The sequence below is a fragment of the Sphingomonas degradans genome, assembly GCF_053502645.1.
On record NZ_CP177172.1, the window covers coordinates 3,809,545 to 3,833,559 of the forward strand.

At 62.6% G+C, this 24,015-nt stretch carries 18 protein-coding genes and 2 pseudogenes; 10 read left to right on the top strand and 10 right to left on the bottom strand.

What is annotated here, in order from left to right:
• Positions 1 to 20: 20 nt before the first annotated feature.
• Positions 21 to 235 (top strand): annotated as a pseudogene (locus tag ACG3SL_RS17545) (integrase core domain-containing protein); the annotation flags it as partial.
• A 231-nt stretch (positions 236 to 466) separates the two neighbouring features.
• Here ACG3SL_RS17545 and ACG3SL_RS17550 read toward each other — a convergent pair.
• The gene (locus ACG3SL_RS17550; RefSeq protein ID WP_448662452.1) at positions 467 to 901 is read right to left on the bottom strand and encodes a hypothetical protein; all 435 of its coding nucleotides are present in this window, start codon (positions 899 to 901) and stop codon (positions 467 to 469) included.
• A gap of 18 nt (positions 902 to 919) precedes the next feature.
• Positions 920 to 1,768: a hypothetical protein gene (locus tag ACG3SL_RS17555; RefSeq protein WP_448662453.1), complete on the bottom strand. Its 849-nt coding sequence runs from the start codon at positions 1,766 to 1,768 to the stop codon at positions 920 to 922.
• A gap of 138 nt (positions 1,769 to 1,906) precedes the next feature.
• Here ACG3SL_RS17555 and ACG3SL_RS17560 point away from each other — a divergent pair.
• A pseudogene (locus tag ACG3SL_RS17560) lies at positions 1,907 to 2,761 on the top strand (IS3 family transposase).
• Between the two features lie 90 nt (positions 2,762 to 2,851).
• Here ACG3SL_RS17560 and ACG3SL_RS17565 read toward each other — a convergent pair.
• The 6 genes from ACG3SL_RS17565 to ACG3SL_RS17590 form a co-directional block, all read right to left on the bottom strand.
• Positions 2,852 to 3,331, bottom strand: a complete 480-nt coding sequence (locus ACG3SL_RS17565; protein WP_448662454.1) for a hypothetical protein — start codon at positions 3,329 to 3,331, stop codon at positions 2,852 to 2,854.
• Entirely contained in the window at positions 3,319 to 4,110 is a 792-nt protein-coding gene (locus ACG3SL_RS17570) for a hypothetical protein (protein WP_448662455.1), read from the bottom strand. The genes ACG3SL_RS17565 and ACG3SL_RS17570 overlap by 13 nt, the downstream gene beginning before the upstream one ends.
• A 42-nt stretch (positions 4,111 to 4,152) precedes the next feature.
• Complete coding sequence (locus tag ACG3SL_RS17575; protein WP_448662456.1) at positions 4,153 to 4,959, bottom strand: Fic family protein; 807 nt, start codon at positions 4,957 to 4,959, stop codon at positions 4,153 to 4,155.
• Positions 4,956 to 7,112 carry a peptidase domain-containing ABC transporter gene (locus ACG3SL_RS17580; RefSeq protein ID WP_448662457.1) on the bottom strand — a complete coding sequence of 719 codons (2,157 nt, stop codon included), beginning with the start codon at positions 7,110 to 7,112 and terminating at the stop codon, positions 4,956 to 4,958. The genes ACG3SL_RS17575 and ACG3SL_RS17580 overlap by 4 nt, the downstream gene beginning before the upstream one ends.
• Positions 7,109 to 8,353 carry an HlyD family secretion protein gene (locus tag ACG3SL_RS17585; protein WP_448662458.1) on the bottom strand — a complete coding sequence of 415 codons (1,245 nt, stop codon included), beginning with the start codon at positions 8,351 to 8,353 and terminating at the stop codon, positions 7,109 to 7,111. The genes ACG3SL_RS17580 and ACG3SL_RS17585 overlap by 4 nt, the downstream gene beginning before the upstream one ends.
• A gap of 471 nt (positions 8,354 to 8,824) precedes the next feature.
• Positions 8,825 to 9,022, bottom strand: a complete 198-nt coding sequence (locus tag ACG3SL_RS17590; RefSeq protein WP_448662459.1) for a DUF6961 family protein — start codon at positions 9,020 to 9,022, stop codon at positions 8,825 to 8,827.
• Between the two features lie 460 nt (positions 9,023 to 9,482).
• Here ACG3SL_RS17590 and ACG3SL_RS17595 point away from each other — a divergent pair, with 460 nt between their 5' ends.
• The 8 genes from ACG3SL_RS17595 (at position 9,483) to ACG3SL_RS17630 (ending at position 21,289) form a co-directional block, all read left to right on the top strand.
• Complete coding sequence (locus tag ACG3SL_RS17595) at positions 9,483 to 10,679, top strand: DUF932 domain-containing protein (RefSeq protein ID WP_448662460.1); 1,197 nt, start codon at positions 9,483 to 9,485, stop codon at positions 10,677 to 10,679.
• A gap of 118 nt (positions 10,680 to 10,797) precedes the next feature.
• Positions 10,798 to 12,915: a ParB/RepB/Spo0J family partition protein gene (locus ACG3SL_RS17600; protein WP_448662461.1), complete on the top strand. Its 2,118-nt coding sequence runs from the start codon at positions 10,798 to 10,800 to the stop codon at positions 12,913 to 12,915.
• A 65-nt stretch (positions 12,916 to 12,980) separates the two neighbouring features.
• Positions 12,981 to 13,205, top strand: a complete 225-nt coding sequence (locus tag ACG3SL_RS17605; protein ID WP_448662462.1) for a DUF6117 family protein — start codon at positions 12,981 to 12,983, stop codon at positions 13,203 to 13,205.
• A gap of 13 nt (positions 13,206 to 13,218) precedes the next feature.
• Positions 13,219 to 14,244, top strand: coding sequence for a DUF7146 domain-containing protein (locus ACG3SL_RS17610; protein ID WP_448662463.1), 1,026 nt, complete (start codon positions 13,219 to 13,221; stop codon positions 14,242 to 14,244).
• A gap of 316 nt (positions 14,245 to 14,560) precedes the next feature.
• Positions 14,561 to 15,484 carry a DUF2493 domain-containing protein gene (locus tag ACG3SL_RS17615; protein WP_448662464.1) on the top strand — a complete coding sequence of 308 codons (924 nt, stop codon included), beginning with the start codon at positions 14,561 to 14,563 and terminating at the stop codon, positions 15,482 to 15,484.
• A 202-nt stretch (positions 15,485 to 15,686) separates the two neighbouring features.
• Positions 15,687 to 15,893, top strand: a complete 207-nt coding sequence (locus ACG3SL_RS17620; protein ID WP_448662465.1) for a sigma factor-like helix-turn-helix DNA-binding protein — start codon at positions 15,687 to 15,689, stop codon at positions 15,891 to 15,893.
• A gap of 31 nt (positions 15,894 to 15,924) precedes the next feature.
• A complete protein-coding gene (locus ACG3SL_RS17625; RefSeq protein ID WP_448662466.1) occupies positions 15,925 to 16,830 on the top strand; it encodes a HEPN domain-containing protein in 906 nt (301 codons plus the stop codon).
• A gap of 730 nt (positions 16,831 to 17,560) precedes the next feature.
• Positions 17,561 to 21,289: a hypothetical protein gene (locus tag ACG3SL_RS17630; RefSeq protein ID WP_448662467.1), complete on the top strand. Its 3,729-nt coding sequence runs from the start codon at positions 17,561 to 17,563 to the stop codon at positions 21,287 to 21,289.
• A 504-nt stretch (positions 21,290 to 21,793) separates the two neighbouring features.
• Here the strand turns inward: ACG3SL_RS17630 and ACG3SL_RS17635 are convergent.
• Together ACG3SL_RS17635 and ACG3SL_RS17640 are read right to left on the bottom strand one after the other, a co-directional pair.
• On the bottom strand, positions 21,794 to 22,987 hold the full coding sequence (locus ACG3SL_RS17635) for an IS91 family transposase (protein ID WP_448662468.1): 1,194 nt from the start codon (positions 22,985 to 22,987) through the stop codon (positions 21,794 to 21,796).
• 5 nt (positions 22,988 to 22,992) lie between these two features.
• On the bottom strand, positions 22,993 to 23,901 hold the full coding sequence (locus tag ACG3SL_RS17640; RefSeq protein WP_448662469.1) for a tyrosine-type recombinase/integrase: 909 nt from the start codon (positions 23,899 to 23,901) through the stop codon (positions 22,993 to 22,995).
• Between the last annotated feature and the right edge of the window lie 114 nt (positions 23,902 to 24,015).

Below are 24,015 nucleotides of genomic sequence, written 5' to 3' on the forward strand. Positions count from 1 at the left end.
AGTTAGCTTCGGTGTCCGCCAATGCGTTCATCGAATCGTTCAACGGCAAGTTCCGGGCAGTGTGCCTGAACGAGCACTGGTTCATTAGCCCCGACGACGCGGTCCGAAAATGCGCGGCTTGGCGTAGAGACTATAATGAGTGAGGCCACACAGCGCGACCGGCGCCAAGGTGCCGATATCGCGGGTGAACCGGTCAACGGCACATGGGCCGCCGCTGCCGGAAGAAGCTGGATGACACCCGGCTGGGTGGCCCAAGAACGGGAAGCGGCTCTCTGAAACCGTACCCTCTAGCTGAAAACGATCCAGTTTTCAGCTAGCAGAGCAGCGCCTGGCCACGGGCGGCCTACGAGTTCACAGTCAAACGCGAAAAACGCATCGCCATTTGCGCGCTCGCCCTTTCGTCCGGAACTATAATTCAATCGAATCTTAGACTCAAACCCTCCGAAATAAAACTTATAGTTTCAATTCAGAAGCTAACGTTGCCGAATCCAAGGACGCCACTTACCATGGCCCTAAGGGTCTCACACGCCGGTCCACCTAAATATTGCCAAGGCGCACGATAGAATTTACCCATATTGTCGCGACGATATCCAATCGTTCTAACTCCTGACATCGCCTGCTCAAACTGAATATACCATTTATCTTTAACCTGAACGCCCAATAAAAACCGGGCGGTCGGAAATTTACTTTCACGATCACTTGGGGAGTCTGTGTTTAATAGGGGGCCATCGCTATCACCCATGCTATTGTGGGATATGAGCTTCAGGTCTTCTTGAATCTCCGAAGGTAGCTGCGCTAGGCGCTCTGCCGTAGCGATTGCGCCGACATCCTTAAGGCACACCCCCGTTGAGCCTACCGGCGCGGTCTGGACTGCGATAAGTAAAAAAAACTCACTCAACATCAGATCTATTCCTAACGGTCAATTTGGGCAGTCTGGGCGCTGAGTAGCAGCAAATGTGCTTTGGGTTATTGTAGAAACCCAAAATGGATTTCCGATATGATTGTCTCGGTTAGTGTTGAAATTACTACTGGTATTAGTATTAAGCTCAGCAGATATGGCATTAACGAGCGCCATAACTTTGGCCTCGGAGGCGTCACCCTGCCAATCTGCTTCTCCAAGATGGGCTGCATGCACAAATTCATGCGCCAACGCTTCAACTGGGCTTAATGAGTAGTGTGAACCGTTGGAATTAGTTCCTTCAATGGCTAAGAAAGGATCCCACTCGATGTTGTGAGGCCCATCTCCCTGCCAGATGAACCTGTCTCCAGACTGGCCCCCAACTTGGCTAGGATTATACTTAATCATGTCGATTCCAACGCCCTTCGCTGCGGCCGAATCCATCAGCCCGCGCATCGTCGCTGAGCCGCTATAAAGAAGAGACAAAGCGTCTTGAGCGGCCTTTTGATCGACAGGGCAGTTTTCAAACCCTGCCAGCTTGATCTTGGGTGGCTCTGCAGGCGGATTGTTGGGCTCTCCGGGCGCGGGAGCGCCCATGCCGGCGGACGGGCCGCCGCCGGTGCCATATGGCTGATACACCCAGCTTCCAGTCCAACCAGACGTGCTTCCATACTCAAACCAGTTAACAGCCGTCGCCACTGGTACAAAAAGCCAAAAGCCGCCGCCGTGACCTCCGTTGCCACCACCTCCGCTGTTACCGGCACCATACCAAGAACCATTATAGTCGTCGTTTCCGTTGAGCTGCGAATCATCGGTTGAGCCTGTTCCCCCGGCCACCAAATCAAGCTCATATGACGTGAGTAGCCGCATATTCTCCCCGCATTTTCATCAACTGCAGATACACTAGGGGATATATTTTATAAAAATCAAATTTATTCTACTCGTGGCGCGTTCCCCTTAAATGTGGCCGATTTCAAGTAGAGTCCGACGCAAAGGAGTCGGACGGGAATGAAGCGCAGCAGGTTCAGCGAAGAGCAGATCATCGCGATTTTGAAGGAGCACGAGGCCGGGATGGCGACGGCTGAGGCATGCCGCCGTCACTGGCTCAGCGGAGCGACCTTCTACAATTACAAGGCCAAGTTCGGCGGCCTGGAGGTATCCGGGGCTAGTCTAGACTATCTGCTGGTGCGCGAGGGCATGACACCCAACCACAAGAAGCTGCTGCGCATATATCGCGAGGAGAACCTGCGGGTTCGCCGCCGTGGTTGCCGCAAGCGGGTTCTGGGCACCAGGGCGCCCATGGTGCTGCCGGACAGACCGAACCAGCGCTGGTCGATCGACTTCGCCTCAGACACCCTGACCTGCAGCCGTCGGTTCCGCCTCCTGTGCGCGGTCGACAATTACACGCGGGAATGTCTGGCGCTGATGGCCGACACTTCGCTTTCGGGCGTGCGGGCCGCTCGGGAGCTGACGCGGCTGATCGGGCTGCGTGGCAAGCTGGACAAGGTGGTCAGCGATAACGGGACCGAGCTGACCTCGTCAGCCATCCTGCGCTGGTCGTAGGAGCGGCGGGTCGAGTGGCACTACATCGCACCCGGCAAGCCGATGCAGAACGGCTTCGTCGAGAGCTTCAACGGGCGCCTGCGGGACGAATGCTTCAACGAGACGCTGTTCACGTCGCTGGCTCATGCCCGCTTCGTGCTCGACGCCTGACGGCACGACTACAACCACGTCAGGCCACACTCGAAACTCGGCGGGAAGACCCCCGCCGAGATCGCCGACCAAAGTATCTGGGGGCATGCCTCCAGATACTTTGCCATCACGTCAACCAACCATCATGAAGGAGCAGGACTCTATCTCTGACTGGTAACAATCAGGGGAGCACGTCAACGTCAGTATATTTCTGATCAGCGCGGGTAAGTATATTGGGAATTTTCCCTTTCGGGGACATGGCTATTCAACTCGGACGGCGTAATCCAATAAGCGTCGTATATCGCGCGCCGCAATGAATCCTGTCGAACCTTCAAAATAATATTTCACATTTAAATAACCAAAATCCTCTCGCGGAAATTCAATAACCGCTGCACCAGAGATATCATTCCGAAGAAAAATCACAATTCGTGGGTCAGTCAACGACTCCACCGACGAAGCCACGTTTCCAGTTTGACCGCAAATTTTCTCAGCGAAACGTTTCCATATCGGCGAACTCCGCTTTACTCGATAGCCCTCGCCACGCTGAACAATATCTCCGGCTTTTAGCGCAACCCTGGGGGTCTCGGCCGGACGTACCTGTCTGATCTCAATATCGTCATCGGGATCTCCCGTTTGGCAAAGCGCAGGCACAGTCGTAGCGCTCATGGCGCTAAACTGAGGCCGCTTCCCTGGCCCGATCATTGGGGCGATAGCAGCCAGACCTAATGCTAGGGCATACATACCGGACGTCCTTCCGTTGCTGCCGCAGTCGTCGTTGAACTCGCCGTGACATAAGGCGTTCCGACATTGTGAGCCGAGCGAGCCGTCTCGGCACTATTGTGGAAATAGGCATTTAGCTCGGCCGCAACCTTGGCCTCCATATCCATGGCATGCGCATATTGCTCGGCATTGGACCTATTCCAATATTCAGCATGCCCAAGCTCGTGTGCGAGACCGACCATCGCCGACTGATGAACGGCGTTTCCATCAGCGTCCTTAAACTCCAGTCCGGAGAACGGATCCCAGTTAATATTGGTCAGGCCGATCTGGGTCCCATCATTGCCATCATCTACCAGCGTTACAGTCCACGGAAGTGGCCCGGCCAGCACCCTATCGATCAGCGCTGATGCTGTAGGCGAAGCGGCTCGCAGGGTGTTGAGAGCGCTGCTGAAGCCTTGCTCTTCCTTGTAGCAGTCAACGTCCTTAAGGGTCACGCTTGGCGGACTACTTTGCGAAGGAGCGCCGGGAGCACCCCCGCCGGTTCCGCCACCGCTGGAATTGACGCTCGTTTGCACCCAGCCCCAAGTGCCGTTGCCGCCAGGCGCATAACCCTCCAGGTAGCTGGTAGGGGGGAACCAAGTCCAAAATCCGCCGCCCGAACTCGTATTATTGGAATTGCCCCCTCCGCCGCTGTTGCCCGCGCCGTACCATGAGCCTTCATAGTCATCGTTGCCGTTGAGTTGCGAATCATCTGTCGATCCGGTTCCACCCGCAACAAGAGTTATCTCGTATTCGGTCAAAAGCCTCATATTTACCACCAGCTCTAATTTAATTTAACGGTCTTATTCACATTGTATTCTTTTTGAGAGGCGAACTGCATCGCGCGTGAAAGCCATGAGCGGTTCCCACTCGCCTCCATAAAGAGCGCGGCGGAGCTTTATAAGAAATCCACGGTCACTAAGATGCGCGAGCTTCGATAATGGAAGGAAATGTGGCGTTCCGGTGCTGGTCCGTAGCACTAAGTTGAGCACGACGCGCGCGGTCCGCCCGTTACCATCCCGAAAAGGATGGGCATGGATGATTCCTGCGTAAGCAACAACCGCGCAAAGCCCGGGGAAGCGCTGCGCATACCGACAGAGAAATGTCCCAAGATCCTCAACAAGTGGCCGGCAAAGTTGCCATGGAGGGAAGACGGTTACGTTGCCTGCGTCATCCGGTCGGATGACGACCGAAGTCTTACGAAAAGAACTAATGCCGCCGCCGATGCCTCGATGCACTCCGAGAAGCAGGTCAACGAACGCATTCGGGTCGCTCAACCCTTGCCCGAGCCCCACTTTCTCAAGCTTCTGTACGACATCCAATTCCCATAGCGTCTTGGCGAGAAGACTCTCCGGTTCAAAAGGCTCACTCAGTTGCGCGAAGGCGCTGAGTTCATCAAAAAGCCCTGGATAGTGCGCACGCAAGAGCGATTGCTCGTGCCAGTCTGCCGCGATCGCCCGCTCAATCGAGCGCGCGGTCGACGTGCAGCTTCCGCGGAACCCCTCAATCACGGCCCTGTCGGCGATAACGAGGTCCAATGAGGTATTGGGAGCACCGATCAACAGCCGATGCGGTACAGCGGTGGCCCGACCTCTCAGGTGTGGGGTCATGCTAAACTCGGGTGCGGCAAACGGTCAGGTGGAGAAGTCCGGGTGACGCTCTCAAGCAAGTTCCCATCCACGATCGTGATCACTCGATCAGCAGCTAACACCGATTGTGATCGGTGCGCGATGACGACCCGCGTGATTTTAAGCGCGGATAGCGCGCCAAGCACCTTCGCCTCATTGACTGGATCGAGGTGTGCGGTTCCTTCGTCCATGAACAGCAGTTTGGGGCGGGAGTACAGGGCGCGCGCAAGGAGGACCCGTTGCTTCTGACCGCCCGAAAGGACTGACCCCATATCGCCGATCAAAGTATCGTAGCGCAGGGGAAGCCTATCGATCTCATCGTGAATGGCAGCGAGCCGGGCAACCTCCTCTATGCGTAACATGTCGATTTCCGGATCGAAGAACGCGATATTCTCCGCCAACGTGCCCGCGTAGAGGACGTCGTCCTGAGCTATCGAACCAATGCTTTGACGCAACGCGCGCTTGCCGAAGGATGTGACCGGGCGCCCTCCGATCAACACTTGCCCATAGACGGGATCGAAAAGGCCCATCATCACCTTCATAAGCGTGGTCTTGCCGCCACCGCTGGGGCCGATTAGAGCAATCATCTCGCCCGGCTCTATCGTGAAGGATATGCCTTTCAAGACGTCGGGTTCACCGACGCCGTAGCGATAGACGATCTGACGGAGTTCGATTGTCTGAGAGAAGTCTGGCCGATCAGACGCGCTGGCATCGACACCTTCCTCCGGGGCGCTAAGCGCGATGTCTGCTATGCGGCTCAAATGGACCTTGATGATGTTAAAATTAATAGCCTGGTCGACGAGCCGCATGCTCGCATCCAAAAATTGCTGCTTGTAGGCTTGGAAAGCGAAGAGCATGCCGATGCTGAGCCGTGCGTCGAGCGCGAGGCTTACAGCGACGTAAACAAACAGGACCCGCTCGACCGCGATGACGAATTGTGCAATCGCATCAAATCCGGCGTTCAAGCGGCCTAAGCGGATTTGCGAGTTCGTGGCGTCGGCCTTGGCCTTCTGCCAGATGCGCTGCCGATTGCCCTCTTGTCCGAATGCCTTAATCGCTGAGATGCCTCGGACGGTCTCGATGAATGTACTGCTCTCGCGCGCAGAGCTGGTTATCGCATCGATATTGTGAAAGCGCAGCGAGTGAATGAAGATAACTCGAATTGCTCCGTAAATAGCGAGAGCGGTAACTGTGATGCCTGCCAGGATCCCAGAGTAAACGAACATCATCGCCAATGTGATGAGCACCATCGCGCCGTCGATGAAGGCGGCGATCATGCCTTGGCTCAGCAGCTGGGTGATAGGCTGAGTCGAGCCGAAGCGAGATATCACGTCTCCGACGTGGCGTTTTTCGAACCACGGCAAAGGCAGGCGCACCAAGTGCCTGAATAGGTTTATCACAACTTGGTAGGAGAGGGAATTATTGAGCGTGACCAGGATGAGTGCGCGCATCCAGCTCGCTAGCATATTGATGATCGCGAGGCCGCCGAAACCAACCGCGAGCATAAATAGGAGGTCTCGATCAAAGCTGGGAAAAACTGTATCAATCGATGTTTGCAGAAGAAATGGACTTGCTAGTGACGCGAATTGCAGGACTAGCGTTAGTAAAAAAACCTGTCGCATTGTTTGCCAGAAGCCGGACATGGAAGACCACAACTGGGTTATTCCCAATTTTACCTGCTCTACACGTGGACGAAATGTCTCTGATTTCAAAAGATCGAGAGCAACTCCAGTGAAACTTTGCGAAACTTCTTCGCGTGTGAGATGGCGAACGCCCCGCGCGGGATCATGAATACAGTAACGGGTCCCGCCAAACCCTCTCGCAACCTCAACCAGCACGACAAAATGATTGAGATTCCAATGTAGAATCGCTGGAAGCGATAAATGCGCGAGATCCTCAATCTCACCGCGCAATGGACGAGCGTTGAAGCCAATGGTTTCTGCGACTTCGATGACCTGTTTTAGCGTAGCCCCTTTTAGGGAAAACCCGAAGCGTTGGCGCAGCGAAACCAGGTCCGTCCGCAACCCATGATGACCTGCCACCATCGCCAGGCAAGCGAGTGCACACTCGCTTGCTTCGGTTTGCGCAATGTATGGCGTTTTTCGCGCGCCGCGAAAATTCAGCAATTGAGTCATCCGGAACGGTTTCTGATCGCATGCAGTGGGCGCAGGAGCCACTGCAAGAAGCTCTGCCGCTCGAGTACAATATTGGCCTGGAGCGTCATGCCAGGCTGCAGGGTGAGTGAGGCGCCCCCGTTTCCCGCCGGCTCATCGTCGAGAGAAACCAGAACTCTGTAGGCCGGTTCTTCCAGCTTCAGAGGTACATCAGTTTCGCGTGGATCGATGATGGTGCCCGAGATGGACTGGACTCTGCCAGCATAGGAGCCAAATCGCTGGTAGGGGAAGGCATCGTATAAAAGGCGAGTCTCCTGCCCTGGACGCACGAAGCCGACGGCGCGACTTGGCGCGTATAGCTCGGCTTTGAGCTTGGCGCCTTCCGGAAGAATCACCATCATCGGTGAATTCGAAGACGCGATCCGCCCTTCAGCCGCTTGCAGCGCGGTCACTCTTCCGCTGACGGGAGCTGTGACGATATAGGCCTGCTGCCCCTCAAGTTGCGCCTTTTGTTGCGCCAATGCTTCTCGACCTACTTTCAGATCTACAATCTGGCGACGAACTTCGTTCGTAATACCTTTAAGCTGCGAGCTCAACTGTCGATGTTCTGCAGCTTTTGACACGGCCTGCTGATCCAAGCTTTCCAACTGCTGCCTCGACGCTATTAGCGCTTGTCGCTTCCTTTCATAATCCACGCGAGAAATTACAGCTCGCTCAACCAGAATCGTCGATTGGTCGAAAAGCCGTTGATTCGAAGCGACCATTTCTTTTTGGAGGGCAAGTTGAGAACGAAGGCTGGCTAACTCTACGGCGGCGACCTTAATGTTCTCAGCCAGTGCCGCACGATCCGAAACTTCCTTAGCGTATGCGAGCTCGATCTGCTCGTCGGCGAGAGATCGGCGTACCTCGATTGTGCCCAAGCTGTCGGCAACGACTTCGTGGCCGGAGGCAGCTTGACGATCAATGCTGATAACGGCAAGGGGATCGCCCTTTCGCACTAGAGTCCCTTCTCGGACTCTCAATTGCGCCACGACTCCAGGAACAGGCGCAAGCACCTTCGCGGACGGCCGGTCGGTGACCAATATGCCTCGCACCGCCTCGATGCGAGTATACGTGCTCAGCAAAAGCCACGCCACTAGAATCGCAACAGAGCACGCCAGCCCCATTACGACAAGCCTGGTCGAAACCGGCTGCGACAACACGACCTCGCCATAGAGACGTTGTTGTCGATGCTGGATAACCTCGTCTCTAAATAGCTTCATTCGGCCAGAAGCGACGACTAATGGCGTCCGAAGGACCTTACCACGTCGTAAGCCACCCTTTTCAAAACAATTGGAAAACTATGGCAAATAGCTGCATTATCGCCATCATGAGCAGAAAGACGATATCGGTCAATCGGCTTTGAAAGATTTGGTGCTTAGCATTTTGGATGCTACGCGCACCTCCGGCCGTTATACCATTGCAGCATAGCGTGAATGCATGTCGCTGGGGCGAAAGGAGGCCGGTGCAGATAAATGGCCGCTTGCAGCAGCGCGAAAGCACTGCATGCGGGCCCGCTTCGACTTCCCATCGAACCGAATTGGCGTAACCGGGAGACTTGGCGCAGAGTCCTTTGCCTAACCGGCATGCGGTCGGACGAGGAGACGCTACCATCAGCCATTTCCAGGATGGGACTGCAGCGCGTCCTTCAGAATCCCGAAGGCGGTGCCCCGTCCCCTCGCCATGTCCCAGGCTCAGTGCGGTGTGCCTGGAGCGGCGAGGCGTTCAAGCTGGTCGATCCGCGTGGCTATCGCCAGAAAGACTGCGTTTCCCTTGTGATCGCCGATCCGGAGCAGGTCTTCGGCGCGCATACTGGCAAACGCCGAGGCCCCGGCGCCGTATTGCCGGATCAGCTGGTTCGCGCATGCCCAGAGCGCATGTTCGTCGACCATGCCGGTTTGCTAACCGCTTCCGGTGCCAATCGTAACCACCCACGTTAACCGACCGGCGAGCCTGCGGTCGGAACGTCCTGGCCGTGATCGCAAGCCTAGAGCGTTTTCGAGTTGACCGTTTACGGTCAACGACTCGGGAAATGCGGCGATCAAACACCAGAGCGCCTTCGCCGAAGGTGAAAACGCTCTAGCGGTGGCGACGGCGAGAGCGCAGCCCTGCGGCCGCATTCCGGGGGCTCTCGATAGATCCGCGCCGGGTCCCTGTGCGAGCTTCGACGGCATGCCGCGACCGGTCATGCGGGGCAGGAGGTTCGCGGATGGCGGCGGAGGGGGTTGGGCTCTCTCAAGGGGAGGCCGGACCCGCAGCGGCGGGACAGGCAAGAGGAAAAGGGCGGCCGGTTCGGCCGTGACGGGTCAGGGCCGGGAGAGAGTCTTCCGGCGCCCGTCGCGGAGACTTGTCATGACTGTCCTCAACCCTGCATCCGCGCCGCCCCCGCATCCGGGCGCCTACAAGGTCGATATCAGCCGCGGATCGCGAATCGGTCGCGTCGCGTCCGAATGGTTCACGCGCCCCGACGACGAGCGTTATCTCTCGCTCGGCGCCCTCCATGCCGCAGTGGAAGCGCGGGCGCGCCGCGCCACCGCGCGCACTGTCGAGACGCGCGCAGTGCGCGTCGAAGCGCGCCGCGACAACCCCGAGCGGCTGGCGCTGGTCATACCCGGCAGCAGCGCGCCGGTCGCGCCGACTCATTGGTCATTCGGCCAGCTGTGCGGCCTGGTCGGCGCGCCTTCCGCCTATCTGCGCACGCTGCCTGCGCCGCTCGCCGCCATCAATCTCCAGCATGGCCTGCTCAGCCACCGTGCCGAGCTGATCAAGACGCTCGAAACCGAAGACGGCCGGACCGAACTGCGCGCGGTCACGGGCCCCGATTACGGTCGCATCTGGGACCACGAGCTCGTCGCGGCGGTGATGAAGATCGCCGGCGACGGCACCGGCGACACCCGCTGGAAGGTCCCGGGCCTGCTCGACTGGTCGACCATGACGCACAACCCGCATGTCGAGGTGACCCGGGACACCACGACGCTTTATGCCAGCGACCGCGACGTGTTCCTGTTCCTCGTCGACGACGCCCATCCGATCGAGGCCGGCAAACTTGCCAATGGCGAGCCGGACCTGTTCTTCCGGGGCTTCTACTGCTGGAACAGCGAGGTCGGCGCGAAGACGCTGGGGATGGCCAGCTTCTATCTCCGCGCCGTCTGCATGAACCGCAATATCTGGGGCGCCGAGGGGTTCGAACAGATCAGCATCCGGCATTCGAAGTTTGCCGCGAACCGCTTCGCCCATGAGGCGGCGCCGGCGCTCGAGACGTTCGCGACCTCCTCGCCCCAGCCGTTCCTGTCCGGGATCCAGGCAGCGCGGCAGCGGATCGTCGCGCGCACCGAGGAAGACCGGCAGGATTTTCTGCGCAAACGCGGATTCTCGAAGGTCGAAGCGGGCAGGATCATCGCAACCGTGCTCGACGAAGAGGGGCATCCCCCCGCGTCGGTCTTCGACTTCGTGCAAGGGATCACGGCGCTCGCCCGCGCGCGGCCGCACCAGGACAGCAGGATCGAGCTCGAGGCGCGGGCGTCGCGGCTGCTGGCGGCCGCCCGCTGATTTCCTCCATCGCTTCACGGCGCGGCCCTCCTCTCCAGAGGAAGAGGGCTGCGCCTCTCCTTTGGCGGAGTGAAGGTCGGGAGAGAGTCTTCCGGTCCCCGCCAGTTGGAGAAGACCCATGGCGAAAGCCCAACCCAAGCTCGTCCTCGCGCCCGCGCGCGCGATTCCGTTCCACCGGCTGGTCCTATCCCAGGCCAATGTCCGCCGGATCAAGGACGGCGTCACGATCAACGACCTTGCCGCCGACATCGAACGCCGTGGCCTGCTGAGCGGGCTCAGCGTTCGGCCGGCGCTCGATGCCGAGGGCCGCGAGACCGGAATGTTCGAGGTTCCCGCCGGAGGCCGGCGGTTCCGCGCACTCGAGATCCTCGTCAAGCGCAAGCGGCTCGCGCGCGACGCCGAGGTGCCCTGCGTCGTGAAGGCGGCCGACGACCCGGTCTCGGCGGAAGAAGACAGCTATGCCGAGAATGTGTTCCGCGAAGCGCTCCATCCGCTCGACGAGTTCCGCGGCATGAAGCTTCTCGTCGACCAGGGTGCAGATATCGAGACCGTGGCCGCACGGTTCCGCGTGACCCCGGCGGTGGTCCGCCAGCGGCTCAGGCTCGCCGGCGTGTCGCCGCTGTTGCACGATGTCTATGCCGCAGGCGACATGACGCTCGAGCAGCTGATGGCGTTCAGTGTCTCCGAAGACACCGCGCGCCAGGAGCAGGTCTGGGAACTGGTCCGGAACCACTACAACCAGTCGGCGCATTTTATCCGCGCGCGCCTCACCGAGACCAGCATCGCGGCGCACGACCCGCGCGCCTTGTTCGTCGGCATCGACACCTATGTCGCGGCGGGGGGAGCTGTACTCCGGGACCTGTTCGACGAGGATCGTGGCGGCTGGCTCGAGGATACAGCGCTGCTCGATCGGCTGGTGCTCGATAAGCTGGGCACCGAGGCCGAGCGCATCCGCGCCGAAGGCTGGAAATGGGTCGAGGCTGCGATCGACCTTCCTTACGGGTTCGCGCACGGCCTGCGGCAGATCGCGCCGATCCACTCGCCTGCGACCGAGGCGGACATTGCCGAGATCGCACTGCTCCAGGCCGAGGCCGACGCCCTCGAGGCCGAATGGGGCGACGCCGATACGATTCCCGACGCGATCGATGCGAAGCTGACCGCGCTCGATGAGCGCATCGGCAGCCTCGCCGGAGGAAGCTGGCATTATGACCCTGCGGACATGGCGATCGCCGGGGTGTTCGTCACGATCGGCCGCAGCGGGGCGCTCGAGGTCGAACCCGGCTGGGTGCGCGCCGAAGACGAACCGGTGGTCGAGCCGGAGCCGGAGGATGCCGATCCGGACTGCGAAACCGACGAAGCCGGGTCGGCCCGCACCGACAGCCCCGCCGTGCCCGTGTCCGCACCAGGAGGGGGCACCGAGAGCGAGGACGAGGAAGAAGGGCTGAAGCCGCTGTCCGACCGGCTGCTCGCGGAGCTCAGCGCGGAGCGCACGATCGCGCTCCAGGACGCAGTCGCCGGCAATCCCGGGGTCGCGTTCCGCGCCGTGCTCCACAATTTCGTGCTCGCCTGCTTCTACTGGGGGCACACCGAGACCTGCCTCGCGCTCACGCTCTCCAGGGTCGGGTTCGGCGTCCAGCCGGCGGGAATGAGCCACAGCATGCCGGCAGTTGCGATCGAGGCGCGGCACGCACAATGGAAGGAGCGGCTGCCCCAATCGGATCGCGAACTCTGGGAGGCGCTCGAACAGTTGGATGGCACCGAACAGGCCGAGCTGTTCGCGCACTGCGCCGCCTGTTCGGTCAATGCACTCTACGAGGTCGCGCCCCGATACGACAATGGCCGCACCAGCGCGCATGGCGTCGAGCGGCGGCTGGCGCATAGCGATGTCCTCGCCCGGGCGGTCGGGCTCGACCTGGTCGCGACCGGCTGGAAACCCACTGCCGACAATTATTTCGGCAAGGTCACCAAGGCGCGGATACTCGAAGCCGTGACCGAAGCCCGGGGCGGCGACGTCGCGGCGCGGATCGCGGCACTCAGGAAGCCCGACATGGCCCGCGAGGCCGAACGGCTGATGGCGGATAGCGGCTGGCTGCCCGAACCGTTGCGCACGCCCGAGCCCCTTGCCGGACCCGGCGCGCTCGAACCCGCGCCCGCGCCGGACGCAGCGCTTCCGGCACGTCTCGCGGAACCGGGCACTGCCGCCGACACCGAGGATATGGCGCTCGCCGCCGAATGACCGATGCGAGCGGGGCGCGCAGGCGCCCCGCTCCTCTCCATCCCGCTGGTTTGAGGAGGTTCCCGATGGCCATCCCCGATGCCCACCGCACCAATTTCGAGACGCTGCTGCGTGCCGCCGCCGACGGCAATCTCGCGCTCGTCGAATGCACCGATACGCTAACCCGCGCGCCGCGCTTCGTGCTCTGCGCAGTCGCCTTTGACGGATCGACCTACACTATGACGCCCTTCGGCCATCTCGCCGACGGCAATCCCTTCGATCTTTACCGCCCGCCGGAAGGCGGCGATTGATCGGGAGGGAGCAGTGGAGCATCCCGCACGAGCAATCGCCCGCGAGCTTGCCGGCCAGGCCGAGCGCCTGTGCCGGCACTATCTCTCCAATGGCCGCCGCGAGGGCAATTACTGGCGGGTCGGCGACGTCCGCAACACCCCCGGCCACAGCCTCTATGTGCGGCTGCGCGATGCTCCCGATGGCAGCGCCCGCGCAGGCAAATGGACCGACGCCCAGTCGGGCGAACATGGCGACCTTCTCGACATCCTGCGCGCCGCCACCGCTACCGGCACCCTCGCCGATGCCATGGTCGAAGCCCGGCGCTACCTGTGTCTTGCCGATCCAGCGCCCGCCGTATCCCCTGCCCTGCCACGCAGTAACCGGTCGGGCTCGCCCGCTGCCGCCCGTCGATTGCTGGCGCTTGCTTCCCCGATCGCCGGAACGGCTGCACAAGCCTATCTGGCAGCACGCGGCATTCCGCACATGGAGGGACTGGATGCGCTGCGCTTTCATCCGCGCTGCTGGTATCGCCCTGGCGTCGGCGACCCCACCGCTACACCTCGCACGATGCCCGCACTGATCGCGGCCGTCACCGATTGTGCGGGAGTCGTGACGGGGGCGCACCGCACCTGGCTCGCGCGCGACGGCTCGGCCAAGGCGAGCGTGGCCAGTCCGCGCCGGGCAATGGGGCATCTCCTTGGCAACGGTGCGCGGTTCGGTCGCGCAGGTTCCCTCATGGCCGCCGGCGAGGGAATTGAGACCGTCCTGTCTCTGCGCGCCGCCGTGCCGACACTGCCCGCCATCGCGGCGCTGTCCGCCGCGCATCTGGGGGCGCTCGACCTGCCGCCTGGGCTTCGCCGACTCTATGTCGCTCGCGAAAGCGACTCCGCAGGACACGCGGCGTCCGACCGGCTGGCGCGCCGTGCCGCGCGGCACGGCATCGATGTCCGCCCCCTCGACGCCCGGTTCGGCGACCTCAATGCCGATCTCCTGGCGATCGGTCTCGATGCGCTGCGCGCCCGCATCCTGGCACAGATGCAGCCCGAGGACCGGCCCTGATCGTCGCGGCGCCGCGACGTCGCATGTCGGGATCTCCATTGGGAGACGCCGCGCCACGCGCCTTCCAGGGGGCGACGGGTCGACAGCGCGCGCGGGCGTGCAACCCGTCCGCACGGCTATTTTCCGCCGCGGGGCCGGTCAGCCCCGCTTTGCACCGCGAAGCAAAATAGCCGTGCTCCCGGGTCCTGCGCTGCCGCTCCGGCGGCCGCCGGCGGTGCCGGTCGCTGCGCTCGGCCGTGCGCGCCCGCGTGCGCCGCCGCCTTTTGTCGCCAGGAAGGCCGCGAGCGGCGCGGCATTCGCCAGAGGAGTACGCGACATGGACGACATCCACGACACGACAGGCACGGGAGGCTCGCACCTCGCCCATCTGCTCGAGGAACTCGAGCTCTACGCGACAAGGCCGTTCGAGGACGAACTCGATCCAAGGCCCCTGCCCGAAGGGCGACTGGTCGAAGGCGCAGCCGCCGATAGCTGCGATGCCCTGGCCGCCAGCCTGGTCGATACCCGGCTCGAGCCCGAGCTCGAGGAGCTGATCTGGGGGTTCACCAATGTCTTCCACCGCGCAACCGAGCGTGCCGACCGCCAGCTCGATGCGAACGAGCTTGCCCAGAAGCGCGCGCAGCGCGAGCAGGACGGCTCCGAAGTCAAATCGGTCGAACTCGAGACGCTGATTGCCGAAGGCCGCAGCATGATCGAGCGCCGCGACGCGATGGAAGCCTATCGCGAGGCCTTTGCCGAGCAGTTCCGCCACCTGTTCCGCAAGCCCTGGCTGCCCAGGAGCGGGTCGATGCTCAATCGCCGCGCGATGACCGCCGCGGTGATCGAGAGCCGCGAGTTCGTCAACGATCGCCGCTACGCCGATGCAAAGCTGCTGCTGCCCCCGGGCGAGCGCATCTATGTCAGCGGCGGTGCCGACTATGCCGATCACCGCAAGATCTGGCAGGTGCTCGATGCAGTCCATGGCCGGCATCCGCAGATGGTGCTGCTCCACGGTGCCTCGCGTACCGGTGCCGAACACATTGCCGCTTTGTGGGCGCGCGAGCGCAAGGTGCCGCAGGTCAGCTTCGCGCCGGACTTCGTCAAATACAGCCGGGCGGCCGCCCCGTTCAAGCGCAACGACCGGGTGCTCGCCTGTCTGCCGCGCGGCATCATCCTTTTTCCCGGGGGCGGCATCCAGGACAATCTGTTCGACAAGGCGCGGATGGCCGGCATCGCCGTCCTCGACCACCGGCGGCGATGAGCGCCGCCTTCGCAGTGCGGCAAGGGCCGGGATCGCTCGATCCGAGCCGCATGGCCCCATCGGCGGGGTAGCGGCGCCCGCTCGCGGCCCGCCTTCGCCACCACAATGCCCTGCCCCCAGGCGAACGCCCCCGTCTTTTCAGTGCGGACGCTCCCCGCCCGCCCGTCGTCCGGCGCCGCCAGCCAACGCAAGGAGACCGACCATGAACCCCGAGCTTCGCCGGCTCCGCCGCGCCCTCGACACCATGCCCGCGCTCGAGCGACAGGTGTTCGAACAGGTGCGCTTTGGCGGGATCGATTTCGCCAGCATTGCCGCCGACCTCGACATGAGCGTCGCGGAAGTCGAGCGGCGCCTCGCCTGCGCCATCCTTCACTTGATGCGGTTTCCGTCCGACCACCGCGAACATTGAGGAAACGCGCCACCGCCGCTAGGAAATCTCTATGCGTGTCGATCTCGATCACTTGCCCGACGTCCAACAGGCCGAGCTCGCCCGCGTCCGCGACCTGCTGATCGCCGAGTTCGCCCAGGCGATCGCGTCTGCCACCCAGCCATGGAAGAAGAACGGCAGGATCCTCAAGATCATCCTGTTCGGCAGCTATGCGCGCGACGACTGGGTCGACGAACCCGAAAACGGCTACCAGTCCGATTTCGACCTGCTGGTCATCGTCAACCACGAGGACCTCACCGATATCGCCGCCTATTGGTACATCGCCGAGGACAAGATCCTCCACGATCCCGCGGTGCGCCGCCCGGTCAACATCATCGTCCACACCCTCGACGAAGTGAACAAGGCGCTCCAGCGCGGGGAGTATTTCTGGGTGGATATCGTGCGCGACGGCGTGGTGCTCTGCGAGCTGCCGCAGCATGCCTTGGCCGCGCCGAAGCCGCTGACCGCGCGGGATGCGCTGGCGATGGCGCAGGAGTACTTTGAACATTGGTACGTAGGGGTCGGCAATCTGCTGGCGGGTGCCGAATTCTACCAAAAGCTGGGTGATAGGAACTTAGCTGCCTTCACCCTGCATCAGGCAACCGAACGAGCATACGCCTGTTTCCTGTTGGTTCGGACGCTCTATTTCCCGCGCTCGCACAACATCAAGTTTCTGCGGTCGCTCGCCGAGGACAAGGAGCCGCGGTTGGTCGAGGCCTGGCCGCGGGCTACGCGGGCCGACCGCCGTCGATTTGAGTTGCTCAAACGCGCCTATGTCGAGGCGCGCTATTCCCCGAGCTATGAGATTGGGGTCGAAGATCTCGACGCGTTGGCGGGGTCGGTAAAGCGGCTTAGCGCGATTGTGGAGCAGCTATGTGCAGAGCATCTGGAACATTTGCGGTCCGAAGCAAGCGTCTGATCGATTCGGAAGTGCCCGGACTTGGGCGCTACGCGCCTGCGGCGCGACTTCGCGCTACGCCGCTGCGCGAACCGGGTCCTTGAGGGTCTCGGCCGCTTTGAGCGGTTACGGTCGAGCGCGGCGCGGTCAGGTCGGCTTAGCGCCCCAAACTCCGCCGTTCGACCCGCCGGTCGATGATCCCGAAAGCCGCCGTTCGTTCAAGTTGCGGCTCGGCGACGCGAACGACCGACATTGGGGACTTTTCTGTCTGCCCGTTTCGGGGCAGCGGATCGCAAAAAACAAACATAAGCGCTGAAACCTATGAGGGACGGCAACGCGAGTCATTGCTAACTGGGCAACGCCAGTTTCGCCTCGCTTCTGCCGATTGATGCTGAAGAACATCAGCTCGAAGGCGAGCTCGCGAGGTTGATGGGAGTATGGTGGCCGCGACCGAGCGCTGATATCGTCGCAGTTCGGTTCAACGATGCCATTGTCGTCGCGTCATCTCGGCACGCACCCAACGGACTGACTGGAATCGAGGATCCGATCGGTGAGTTGATACTCGAAGGCGAGCGTTGCACACGGGATTGGTCCCCCTGAAGGGGCAGCGCGGGCGAGCCTAGAATCGGCCGACCGAAAAACACTTGGATCGAACGTGCGCAGCCACCATTTCGGATTCATCTCACCGTGCGGGCGTTGTAACCAATAGGCACCCTCAACCGAGGAGTGTTGAATGGTGCCAAGTGAAGGAATGATGCTCGACGCAATGATGGCGGCAACCGACGCGATGGCAATCGGGCCGATGGAGGAGCGCCTGGGCAAGCTCGCGGCGCGGCTGGAGAAGTTCGACAAGGCCGCGACTCTCGCGATGCTCGGCGGTCTCCTGACCGATCCCGATCTGCACGCGAACGCCGTGAGGTTCGAGGTGCTGATCCACCTCGTCGCGCTCCGCGCGAACGGAACACTGCGACCGACAGCTTCCCAGCTCCGCGAGTGGCTGAACGATATCCTCGGCGAGGACCGGGTCGGGCACCAGGAGGATCCACCCGAGGACGTGTTCGTGGCCAACGTCGTGTCCGGGACGGGCAACTCGCTGCTGTTCGAGGGCATCTGGGAGGCCAACGCGGCCTACGTGCAGGCCGTGCTCTACGCGGTCACTGCGTGCGCGCGCGAAGGAAGCACATGGGCTCCGCACTGTCTGCGACAGGCGTCGGCGCTCCTCGAGCTGAGCACCGCCATTGCGGAACGCAGTGTACTTTCTCGCAACGTCACCGGCGGCGGGCGACGGCTTGCCCGTGTCCAGTTCCCGACGAGGCGGATCGAGGAACTGTCGGCGCGCCTCCGCTTCACGCTCGCGGACCTTGCGGAGCTCGACATCGAGCCGTTCGACCTGCGCCCGTTCGTCTTCGATCCCGCCCACAGTGCAGTCCTGCGTAGCGAGACAATCAGCTGGACCTCGCTCGAGGCTCGGCCGATCCTGATGGATGGCGACGACTTCGTCGTCGCGCTGCCGACCGCGATCGGTGCCGCGATCAGGCGGCGCGCCCTCGAGATGGCGTTGAACAACGACGAAGGCGAACGCCTTCGGGACAAGCTGACGGACTACCAGTTCGGCAACAGCGTCATGAGCGCCCGCATTGGCCTTGGTTTGGACCGTATCACGGGGCCCGACACCGACGCGCAGTCCGGCGCTGTCGAGATGATCTGCACGTTCGACGTCGGCGCCTATGCGCACGTCATCTTCGTGCAGGACGACGTCGAGGAGGTCGCGGACGAAGGCTTTCGTTCCGTCAAGGACGTGTCCGCCGATGTGCGGCGCCTCGTCGACGCCGGCATCTCCACGATCAAGGCGATGCCCGATTTCCGAATTGGGATGACGATCCTCGCATTCGGCGGTTTGGGCAGGGGCTTCATGGCCGACCCGGGACGCGTCCCGCCCGAATGGCCCTTCGTCGGGCTCGGTGCCGAGGATCTGGAGCTCTTCGCCGACGACTCAAACACGTCAGCGCTGCAGATGTACCGCATCCTCGATCAGGAGCGGCAGCTTCGCCGGACGGGAAGCCAGCTCGTGAACCCCAACGGTTTCCTCAATCTCTACGGCTTCGTGGAGGGCCACGACTTCGAAATCCTTCCCGAGGACGCCGAGCGCGGCCGCACGCTGATCCAACTCGGGACCGACTACCTCACGGCGGTCCGGGTGCGGATCCGTCGCGCGCTCGACAAGCACGCGGTGCGGGTCGATCCGCGCAACGCGTTCGTCGAGGTTCGTAGACCCTCGACCGAGATGTATTTCGCCGATCTCCAGACCAAACCCAGCTACGTGAGCGTCGCCGACGCGATGGAAGGGCGGCCCGCTGCCGCCATCGAGGTGGACGGAAGGACGTGGTGGATCACGATCGCGAGCACCGCCCCGACGCCGTCGAGGTCGCTGTCTTACCGCGTCTGGGATATGCTCAGGAATTGGGTGGTCATGATCGCGCCGGCGCTGGCCGGGGTTGCCGATCCGTTGCCCCAATTCATCAGCATCGAGCTGGCCTTCCCGGAAGGGGCCGATCTCGATGCGGCGACGGTCGCGGATGACGCAGATTCCGCAAAGCCGGTTCTCAATATCGTCGGCGAGGCCATCCGCATCGATTGCCCGGTGGATTACCTCAGAGCCTTCGGACGTCCCGACAATGTGGGCGACCGCTGGATGGTCGAGACGGTCGTACAGGCTGCGCTCGACCTCGGCGGATCGACTGAGAACGATCTGGCCGAGCAGATCGCGTCCTCGATCGTAAAGGACAGATCGTCACGGCATCTCCATGTGCTGACCCCGAAGACCGCTGGAGACTTCATCTTGGCGACGGCGGAGCTGCCGGGCGCGCGGATGATACAGCCCGAGGTACGGGCCTGGGCGGACATCGGGCTCGCGCAGCGAGGCGGCGTGGCTCAGGGGGACGCCCGGGTAGTCGAGGACAAGGCCGAAGCCGGCAAGCTGCTGCAGAAATCCGTCGAGATCCTCTGGGAGGAGATACGCGCGCGGCTTGAGCTGATCGATCGGACGTCGGTTATCGAGGCGTGCATCGACAACCACAATGCGATCGACCGGGACCGTGCGACCTGGCGTCACACCGCCGCCGCCATCCTCCATCTCCATCCACGCGAGGAGGTGATGCGCGCCGCGGTCGAGCGCGAGAGCGCGCGGTCGGAGGTGGGACTGAGCTGCCGCGTCGTAATCGAGATGGCGGTGTGCACCTCGCCGGTAACCGGGGGACGCACCTGTTCGCTGGACGATCTCGACTTCCTCCTTGCGCACGTTTCGCTCCTCTGCGGTGTCGCGTCGCGCAGTGACGAAATCCATCACGGGTTCGCGGAGCGCATCGAGATCAAGCCGAGCGGCGTCCTCAGGTTCGAGGACGAGTTCGCGGAACAGATCCACCGGCCCTTCATGGTCGCCCTGTCGCGGGACCAGTTCGACGCGGCGGCGCAGGGTTACGACACCTTCTACGAGGTGCCAGAGCAGATCGATGACGAGGAATACGAACGCCAAACCAACAAGGAATTCGATGCGGCGTTCGCGGTCGAGTACGGCGTGACGCCGATCCGCATGGTCGACTTCGTCTCCCGTCTCGGTGATCGTGCCGTCGCATCGGGCAACGGCCGGGTGACCGTTCGCCGCTCGGAACTGAAGGCCGATCTCGTCGCGATGGACGGCGTGGACGACGCGGCGGCCGATAGGCTGCTGGAATCGTGGACGCTCGTTCCCCGCGCGAAATGGAATGACATGAAGCCCGTCGGCGCGAGTGCGAAGGACTGGTTTCCATGGCGGTTCGCTCGGCGACTTAGCCTGCTCTCCAGGCCTATCGTCCAGCTAAACGACGACGAGGATCCGATCTGCATCGTATCGCCGGTGATCGCGGAGCACGCCTCGGAGTACGCGTTGAGGGCCTACAACGCTCGTCTCCCGGAATCCTATTTCCGGACCGAGGAGATGAAGCGCTGGATTGGCGCCGCCGTCGACCGTCTGGGTCATCAGTTTAATCGCCGCGTCGCGGCGCGGCTCAAGGAGCTTGGGCTTGAGACCGAAGCCGACTATCTGATGACGCGGCTGGGCGGAACCAAGGAGGGCGGAGACGTGGACGTGCTGGCCTGGAACGAATCGACCGGCGCCGTCTATGTCATCGAGTGCAAGCGCCTGCTCGCCGACAAGACGGTCGGTGAGATCGCCGAACGCCTGGTCGAATTCGGTCCAAACCATGTTGAGCGCGGCGGCAGACGGGGGCCAACAAGACGTCACCTCGATCGCTTCGAGTTCCTGAAGGCGAACCTCTCGCAGGTATCGAAGACCACTGGGATTGCCGAAGGGTCGATCGGACTGAAGTGCTGCCTCGTGACGTCCGCACTCGTTCCGATGCAGTTCCAGCGCGAGGCGGATGCCTATTTCGACATCGTGTCGGATTTCGAAGGCATGGACGATAATTTCGCGCCGCACGGTTGACAGCCGCTGATGGGCGATCTCTGGACGCGCCGGGCGGGCGACGACGATCTCCAAGAACTGCAGTCGCTCGTGCAACGAGCCTGTCGCGGCGATGCGGCTCGGCGCCACCCGTTCGCGTGATTTGACTTTGCCTACGAAGAAGCTGCGCCAGCTTTGATCGTCCGGTTTTTGAGCGTGCCATCTGTAAGCGGACTGACAGAACTCGTTTAGAGTTTCGGACGCCGTGAGGCGTCGGAAAGTCGGCGGTGCCCGAACCCGCGGGCCCCGGGGCGGTGGTCTATGGGGATTTGTATGTTCGGCGGCTCTTGGCGGTGCCAGGTGCTAACGAAATGCGGACGGATCCAAGAGCGGACCGGCTGCTTTTCGGGCGGCGATGTGGGCGCGTAAAAGCGGACCGTCCGATTTTGGCAGAGGTGAGTCCGCTTTTGCGGAGGCTAGACGCAGGGTCTGACGTTCCCCGCGACAGAGGTGCCGCGCGGGTGATCGACGATATGTCGTGCCGGGTCACGACCCTGAGCTCCCGGATGCGACGGCCGGGGATGGCGGTGCGCGGGGCTGATATCGACGCTCGAAGGTCTCGATGATGATCATGCGCCCGCCACAGCACGGGCATGGTGGCCGGGCATCGGCCTGTTCGGAGGGCGCGTCATCGGTCGCGGGCGGTGCGACCGCGAGCAGCTGACGGGCGCGTTCGAGGCTGGTCCGTCGGGTGCCGCTGGCGAGCAGACCATAGTGACGGATGCGGTGGAATCCGCGCGGCAGGGCGTGCAGCAAGAACCGGCGGATGAACTCGTCGGCGGCGAGCGTCATTACCTGCTGCCGGTCGGCACCGCCGCGGCGATAATCCTTGTAGCGGAACGTGACCCCGTCCTCCTCGAACCGGAGGAGACGGCTGTTCGAGATGGCGACCCGGTGGGTGTAGCGCGACAGATAGGCGAGCACGGCCTGCGGGCCGGCGAACGGAGGCTTGGCATAGACCACCCAGCGCTTCTTGCGGACCGGCGACAGGTGCCGCAGGAACGCCCGCCGATCGGCAAGATGCGTCATGCTGCCGAAGAAGCCGAGCTGGTCGGTATCGTGTAGGGCAAGCAGGCGGGTCAGGAACAGGCGGCGGAACAGCGCGCCGAGCACCCGCACCGGAAGTAGGAACGCAGGGCGTGCGGAGACCCAGCGCTCGCCATCAAGCGAGATGCCGCCGCCGGGCACGATCATGTGGATATGGGGATGGTGAGTGAGTGCCGAGCCCCAGCTATGCAGCACGGCGGTGATGCCAATCCGCGCACCGAGGTGCTTCGGATCGGCGGCGATGATCTGCATCGTCTCCGAGGCGGTGCGGAACAGCAGATCATAGACCAGCGCCTTGTTCTGGAACGCGATGGCGGCGACCTCGGCGGGAAGCGTGAACACGACGTGGAAGTAGCCGACCGGCAGCAGGTCGGCCTCGCGCTCGGCGAGCCAGGTGCGCGCGGCAACACCCTGGCACTTGGGGCAGTGCCGGTTGCGACAGCTGTTATAGGCGATCCGCCAATGGCCGCAGTCGGTACAGGCCTCGACGTGGCCGCCCAATGCAGCGGTGCGACACTGCTCGACCGCCGACATGATCTTGAGCTGGTGCAGGCTCAGGTGCCCGGCATGCCTGGCACGATAGGCAGGCCCGGCAGCACGGAACACGTCGGCGACCTCGATCGAGGTGCGCATGCCGCTTAGCCGTCGGACGCTCCTTCGTCGGGTGGGATCAGCGCCAGCCGGTCGAGCGGGCTCACGACCGCGCGCATCGTGCGGGTCGCCACCTGCGTGTAAAATGCGGTGGTGTTGAGCTTGGCGTGGCCGAGCAGCGCCTGGATGACGCGGATATCGACGCCATCCTCGAGCAGGTGGGTGGCGAAGCTGTGCCGCAGGGTGTGCGGCCCGACCCGCTTGGCGATATCGGCCGCTTCCGCCGCTTCGACGACGACGCGATAGAGCTGCCGCGTGCTGATCGGCACGGTCGCGTTCCGGCCGGGGAACAGCCAGCCATCGGGGAGCATGACGCCCTGTTGCCGCCCCGCGCGCCACCAGTCCCGCAGCAACAGTAGCAGCCCCTCGGGCAGTATGGCGTTGCGATACCGTCCGCCCTTGCCGCGTTCGATCCGCAGCACCATCCGCTTGCTGTCGACATCGCTCACCTTGAGCGCTGACACCTCGCCGACGCGAAGGCCCGCACCATAAGCGACCGAGAGCGCCGCCTGGTGCTTGAGGCAAGTAGTGGCGTCGAGCAGCCGCTTCACCTCGCCGAGCGTCAGCACCACCGGGATCTTGCGCATATGTGCGGTGCGGACCAGCTTGCGGGCCAGCTCGGGCCGGTCGATCGCGTGGGTGAAGAAGAACCGGAGCGCCGCGACGATGCTGTTCATGGTCGGCGCCGGAACGCCGGCCTCCTGCTGCTCGATCTGGAAACGGCGGACGTCCTCAGCGGTCGCGGTGTGCGGCGAGCGCCCCAGCCAGGTCGCGAACCGGCCGACGTCGCGCAGATAGTTGCGCTGCGTCTCGTGGCTGAACCGGCGCAGGGTCATATCGTCGATCAGCCGCTGGCGCAGCGGGCTGATCGGACCGACCGGAACAAGATCGTACATCGTTCGACTCCTCAGGTTGAAGGAGCCGAAATGGTCTGCCCGTCACGGGCACCGCTCAATCCAGGCGGAACGTTCTCGTTGTCACGGATAGCTCACAACGGGCACCACTCCCGC

What these genes read in the sequence shown, in the direction of transcription:
- ACG3SL_RS17590 (WP_448662459.1), bottom strand. Translation starts at nt 9,022, where the DNA reads ATGGTCGACGAACATGCGCTCTGGGCATGCGCGAACCAGCTGATCCGG.
- ACG3SL_RS17565 (WP_448662454.1), bottom strand. Translation starts at nt 3,331, where the DNA reads ATGTATGCCCTAGCATTAGGTCTGGCTGCTATCGCCCCAATGATCGGG.
- ACG3SL_RS17630 (WP_448662467.1), top strand. Translation starts at nt 17,561, where the DNA reads ATGATGCTCGACGCAATGATGGCGGCAACCGACGCGATGGCAATCGGG.
- ACG3SL_RS17615 (WP_448662464.1), top strand. Translation starts at nt 14,561, where the DNA reads ATGGACGACATCCACGACACGACAGGCACGGGAGGCTCGCACCTCGCC.
- ACG3SL_RS17600 (WP_448662461.1), top strand. Translation starts at nt 10,798, where the DNA reads ATGGCGAAAGCCCAACCCAAGCTCGTCCTCGCGCCCGCGCGCGCGATT.
- ACG3SL_RS17640 (WP_448662469.1), bottom strand. Translation starts at nt 23,901, where the DNA reads ATGTACGATCTTGTTCCGGTCGGTCCGATCAGCCCGCTGCGCCAGCGG.
- ACG3SL_RS17620 (WP_448662465.1), top strand. Translation starts at nt 15,687, where the DNA reads ATGAACCCCGAGCTTCGCCGGCTCCGCCGCGCCCTCGACACCATGCCC.
- ACG3SL_RS17635 (WP_448662468.1), bottom strand. Translation starts at nt 22,987, where the DNA reads ATGCGCACCTCGATCGAGGTCGCCGACGTGTTCCGTGCTGCCGGGCCT.
- ACG3SL_RS17580 (WP_448662457.1), bottom strand. Translation starts at nt 7,112, where the DNA reads ATGACTCAATTGCTGAATTTTCGCGGCGCGCGAAAAACGCCATACATT.
- ACG3SL_RS17625 (WP_448662466.1), top strand. Translation starts at nt 15,925, where the DNA reads ATGCGTGTCGATCTCGATCACTTGCCCGACGTCCAACAGGCCGAGCTC.
- ACG3SL_RS17550 (WP_448662452.1), bottom strand. Translation starts at nt 901, where the DNA reads ATGTTGAGTGAGTTTTTTTTACTTATCGCAGTCCAGACCGCGCCGGTA.
- ACG3SL_RS17575 (WP_448662456.1), bottom strand. Translation starts at nt 4,959, where the DNA reads ATGACCCCACACCTGAGAGGTCGGGCCACCGCTGTACCGCATCGGCTG.
- ACG3SL_RS17605 (WP_448662462.1), top strand. Translation starts at nt 12,981, where the DNA reads ATGGCCATCCCCGATGCCCACCGCACCAATTTCGAGACGCTGCTGCGT.
- ACG3SL_RS17585 (WP_448662458.1), bottom strand. Translation starts at nt 8,353, where the DNA reads ATGAAGCTATTTAGAGACGAGGTTATCCAGCATCGACAACAACGTCTC.
- ACG3SL_RS17555 (WP_448662453.1), bottom strand. Translation starts at nt 1,768, where the DNA reads ATGCGGCTACTCACGTCATATGAGCTTGATTTGGTGGCCGGGGGAACA.
- ACG3SL_RS17595 (WP_448662460.1), top strand. Translation starts at nt 9,483, where the DNA reads ATGACTGTCCTCAACCCTGCATCCGCGCCGCCCCCGCATCCGGGCGCC.